This is a genomic window from Nonomuraea terrae (assembly GCF_004348995.1).
GTDB lineage: Bacteria > Actinomycetota > Actinomycetes > Streptosporangiales > Streptosporangiaceae > Nonomuraea > Nonomuraea terrae.
In genome coordinates this window covers 1-4,790 of record NZ_SMKQ01000362.1, presented here as the reverse complement: position 1 = coordinate 4,790, position 4,790 = coordinate 1, and the positions used below count along the sequence as shown (strand labels likewise).

At 60.8% G+C, this 4,790-nt stretch carries 2 protein-coding genes; both read left to right on the top strand.

The window, feature by feature from the left end; translation table 11 throughout:
• Window positions 1-34 precede the first annotated feature (34 nt).
• Window positions 35-3,379 carry a golvesin C-terminal-like domain-containing protein gene (locus E1286_RS46130; RefSeq protein ID WP_132623583.1) on the top strand — a complete coding sequence of 1,115 codons (3,345 nt, stop codon included), beginning with the start codon at window positions 35-37 and terminating at the stop codon, window positions 3,377-3,379.
• A gap of 209 nt (window positions 3,380-3,588) precedes the next feature.
• Window positions 3,589-4,071, top strand: coding sequence for an SMI1/KNR4 family protein (locus E1286_RS46125; RefSeq protein WP_132623581.1), 483 nt, complete (start codon window positions 3,589-3,591; stop codon window positions 4,069-4,071).
• Window positions 4,072-4,790: the final 719 nt, after the last annotated feature.

The window sequence follows — 4,790 nt, the reverse complement described above, 5'->3', positions numbered from 1 at the left end:
GTCCCACGGACAAAGCATCCGCAACGTCACCGCCATGACCTACTGGGACAACGGCTGGTCCAAGACCACCACCGACCCGTGGGACATCAAGACCACCTACGACTACAACGAGCTGGGCCTGCAGACCAACCGCACCGTCACCAGCGCGGGCGGTTCCAGCCAGCGAGCTTTGGACTGGTCTTACTACCCCGACGGCAAGCTCAAGACCCACTCCGACGACGGCGTCCCGCTCGGCCTCGACGTCGTCATGAACGACAACTCCGACACAGGCCAGGTCACCACCACCGGCAGCTGGGCCCTTGCTGGCAGCGGCAGCTCGTCGTCGAACATCCTCGGCCCCCAGGTCGAAGCGGCGACCGGGTTCGTCGGCTACGACTACGCCACCGCCCCCGCAGGCACCGGCGAGTCCGCCTTCACCTGGAACCTGACCACGCCGTCGGACGGCACGTACAAGGTGGAGGTGCAGTACCCGTCGGGTGCGACGGCCACCAACGCCAAGTACAAGATCAAGCATAAGGACGGCGAGGCCACCGTCACCCTCGACCAGACCCAGAACCCCGGCACCTGGGTCGAACTCGGCTCCTACACCTTCACCGCCGGCACCACGAACAGCGTCACCCTGACCGACGAGGCCAACGGAACCGTTGCCGCGGACGCGGTCAAAGTGGTCCGCGACAACAGCGGCGACACGGACACCGAGAAGAAGGACTTCACCTACACCTACGACGTCAACGCCAACGTCACCAAGATCGAGGACGCCTCCCCAACCGCCAAGATCGACGTGTGGGACGTCGCCTACACCAACCTCAACCAGATCGCCACCATCAAGGAGTACCTGGACGGCACCCTGAAGAACACCACGGGGTACCGCTACAACGAGAACAGCGCGGTGGTCGAACGCACCCACGACAAGACCCTCGCCACCTACCGCTACGACGTCCGCGACCTGGTGGACGAGGTGGTCAACAAGAAGTCGGCCACCGACCCGGCACCGAAGACCACCACCTACAGCTACACCTCACGCGGTGAGCGCTTCACCGAGACGAAGGCCAACGGCAACACCGTCGCCTACGACTACTTCCTGTCCGGCGTCTTGCGCCAATCGATCGAGAAGAAGCCCAACAGCGCGGTCGTGGCTGAGCACACCATCGGCTACCAGGGCAACCTGCAGCGTGCCACCGACCACGCCAAGATCCAGAACGCCGACAACCCCGGCGCCTACCTGGAACACGACTACGCCTACACCTACGACCCCCGCGACCGCATCTCCAAGGTCACCAAAACTCCGGTAGGCGGCGGCGCCGCGGACACCGAAACCTACTCCCATGACGCCAACAGCAACGTCTGGGAGGAGGAGGTCTTAAGCAAGAAGACCACCTTCACCTACGACCGCAATCGGCTGATGACCTCCATCACCGGCGGACAGACCAGCACCTTCACCTACGACCCCTATGGGCGGCTGCGCACCGTCCAGGGCGGCGGCAAGACGTGGGAGAAGTACACCTACGACGGCTTCGACCACGTCACCAAGCACGAGAAGCTCGGCAGTGATGGAACCACCAACACCGTCACCAGCTACACCTACGACCCGCTCGACCGCACCACCACCAAGACCGAGAAGGAAGGCACCGCCTCCGCCAAAACCACCACCTACTCCTACCTCGGCCTCTCAGCGGAGGTCTTGGATGAGGAGGTGGCCGGCAAGCTCACCAAGTCCTTCCAATACTCACCGTGGGGCGAGCGCCTGTCTCAGGTGAAGGTCAACGCCGACAACACCGAGGAATCCTCCTACTACGGCTACAACCCGCACACCGACGTCGAGCAGATCACCAAGGAGAACGGCGACACCCGCGCCACCTACGGCTACACCGCCTACGGCAAGAACGACGGCAAACTCTTCACCGGCGTCGACAAACCCGACCCAACTGACCCCACCGCCAAAGAGGAGTACAACCCCTACCGCTTCAACGCCAAGCGCTGGGACAATTCCACCGGCATGTATGACATGGGGTTCCGCGACTACAACCCCGGCCTCAACCGTTTCCTCAGCCTCGACAGCTACAACGGCGCCCTCGACGACCTAAGCCTCAGCCTTGATCCCTGGACCGCCAACCGGTACTCCTTCACCGGCGGCAATCCGATCACAGGCATCGAGCACGACGGCCATGAGCCGCGTCCCTGGCATAACCCCGAGTACAAGCCGTCTGATTGCTGGGACAACGCCAGCGTCGAATGCAATCCAGCCTCCGCTGGTAAGACGATTCCCGTCAGTAACGCCCATCCGGATTACAACCCGGCGATGAAAGACGACAACAAAGACGGCCAAATCGATGAGTGGGAGGCATCTCGCGCCGGAATAGCTCTGGACGGAGACACGCGAAACGGGCGGCCTCCGGGTAAGAAGGAGCTCGAACTCCTGAGCTACATGCCAGTCGTCGGCACGCCAGCCGACATCCTGCTTGCGCTCCATGCTTTGAATGAAGGCAATACCGAGGAAGCAGCATGGGCCCTGGCCGGCATGGTGCCCATGGCTGGCGATTCCGGAAAGTTCATCGGCAAACTGATACGCTGCAAGAACAGCTTCACGCCCGATACCGAAGTGCTCATGGCCGACGGCACCCGCAAGCCGATCGAAGATGTCGAGATCGGGGATGAAGTTCTCGCCACCGATCCGGAAACCGGCAAAACGGAAGCCAAGCAGGTCATCGACCTCATCGTGGGCGACGGCGAAAAGAACCTAGTCCAGGTCACCATCGATACCGACGGAAAGCAGGGCCGGGACACCGGCGTCATCATAGCCACCAGCCAGCACCCCTTCTGGGTTCCTGAGCTGCGTAAGTGGGTCGATGCCGGGAAACTCGCGCCCGGCATGTGGCTGCGCACCTCCGCCGGCACCCTGGTACAGGTCAAGGCGATCAAGCGATGGACTGCACAGCAACGTGTCCACAACCTCACGGTCGCGGGCTTGCACACGTACTATGTGTCCGCAGGCGAAACGTCCGTGCTCGTGCACAACTGCGGGGGCTCGGTAAATGGCCATACCACGGCATGTCCGTGTGCCACAGGCGGACAGCCCGTTGGGCCGATTAATGCTCATCTCGCCGGCAAAAATCACCCGGTCACGGGGGTGCCGTTCGATGCCCAAGGATTTCCGGACTTTAGCGCTTGGAGAGACCCGAAAACGCCAGATGTCGTCATCGCCTTGACCGGTGACAGGAAAAAGGATTTCGCAGCAGCAGACAAGGCGGCCGGTATCACGGCGGCATACCGGAAGGGAAAGTGGACCTGGAATCATCATCAGAATTGCGGAGTGATGCAGCTCGTCGATATGGCCGTTCACAGCAAAACCGGCCATACCGGTGGTTTCGCAATATGCTAGAGAATTAAGCCCAAAGTGCGAGAGTAAACAAAAATGAGGGTCTCGTTGATCGTTTTATGCGAACGGTCAACGAGACCCTCCTAACCGAACCCGATGGCTGTGGTGATCTGATAAGATAACATGGCGAACGTCCCGATTTCCCGATCGCCGATCGGCTATGGCTATTTACGGGCGATCGGACTCACTCATCTAGAGCGGAATCTGAATTCATGATTTTCGACCAGGCTTATGAATCTGAGTACGTTGGCCCGCCGGTGGATGCCGGGATGATTCGACGGGCCGAGGATGTGCTTAAAGTTCGACTACCGAAGAGCTACATCGATCTGATTATAGTGCAGAATGGCGGCGTACTTCGGAATCGTTGTTTCCCCACCGAATTTGCTACGTCGTGGGCGCCGGACCATGTGTGCGTCGATGTGATCTGGGGGATTGGAGGTACAAGCGGAGTGGACGTCATGTCGCCCAGCATGATCGCTGAATGGAAATATCCCGAGATTGGCGTCGTCTTCGGCTTGACGCCATCCGCTGGGCACGACACGGTGATGCTCGATTATTCTGAATGCGGACCACTGGGTGAGCCTTCCGTGTCGTACGTCGATGAAGATAGGGTGCCGAGGCGCATTGCTAATTCATTCGCGGAATTTCTACGTGGCCTTACCTCGTGTCGAACATACGGCGATGACACGGATTGACCGGGGAAGAAGGTTTGCTCATTATATCAAGATCGACGCATGTGGACTGCGACTGGTAAAGGCCAGGATGCATTGCAGAATTGAGTCGGCACTCAGGTGGAAGCCGCAGTGAAGTGAACGAGCTGAGAGCGTGTTTGAGAAGGGGGTGATGTCAGTTGACAACGGTCGGCGTGTTGGCCTGGTCAGCGTGCCGATGATTCGATCATTTCCTGGTGCCTCGCGAGCGTCGCTACCCCTCCGACCTCACTGACGCCCACTGGACGCTGATCGAACCGTTGCTACCCGCCCCGAACACACGTGGCCGGTTCGACTATCCACCTTGGCAGACCGTGTACTGGTACTTCGTCCGCTGGGAAGAGCTCAGGGTGACCGGGCAGATCCTGGTCGCATTGCGGCGGCAGGTCCGCCTCGCCGAGGGCCGCTCCCCGGAGCCGACGGCCGGTGTTATCGACTCCCAGAGCGTCAAGGGCGCCGACACTGGTGGTGGAGCGCTCGCTGGCTTGGCCGACCAAGCACCGCCGCCTGGCCCGCGACTACGAACGCCACTGAACTGCGCCGGGATTGATGGAGACTTCATCGGTTGGAAAGGATGGAGTCCATGTCAGGTCGATCCACTTCCCCGCACCCCGCCCAGCGTCGTTATCCACCGGAGCTGAAGGAACGGGCAGTGCGGATGGTGCAGGAAGCCGTCGAGCAGTCCGGGGAGTCGTTCGGCGTGA